At 40.5% G+C, this 247-nt stretch carries 1 pseudogene; it reads right to left on the reverse strand.

Annotated elements, in window-relative coordinates:
* Window positions 1-247: pseudogene (locus AAEY62_RS23985) on the reverse strand (TonB-dependent siderophore receptor); the annotation flags it as partial.

Consider the following 247-nt stretch of genomic DNA (forward strand, 5'->3'; position numbering starts at 1 on the left):
GCTTTGAACCTGGCGTTAAGCTGGCATCGTTAGTAAGTACTTCACCTAACGTAGTTGCGAGTTGTTCATTTACTATGGTGTCGGTAATAACGGTAACCGACTGTGCGGTATCAAGTAACGAAGCTGACGTTCTCATTGCGCCATTAGCATTGTCTACTTTATAGTCATTAAAATAACTTCCTTTTACTTCTATATGTTCTATATCTGTTGCGTTTGCATAAACACTCGCAGTAGTACTTGCTAGCAG

It is taken from the genome of Pseudoalteromonas sp. GW168-MNA-CIBAN-0100, from assembly GCF_040309225.1.
GTDB lineage: Bacteria > Pseudomonadota > Gammaproteobacteria > Enterobacterales > Alteromonadaceae > Pseudoalteromonas > Pseudoalteromonas arctica.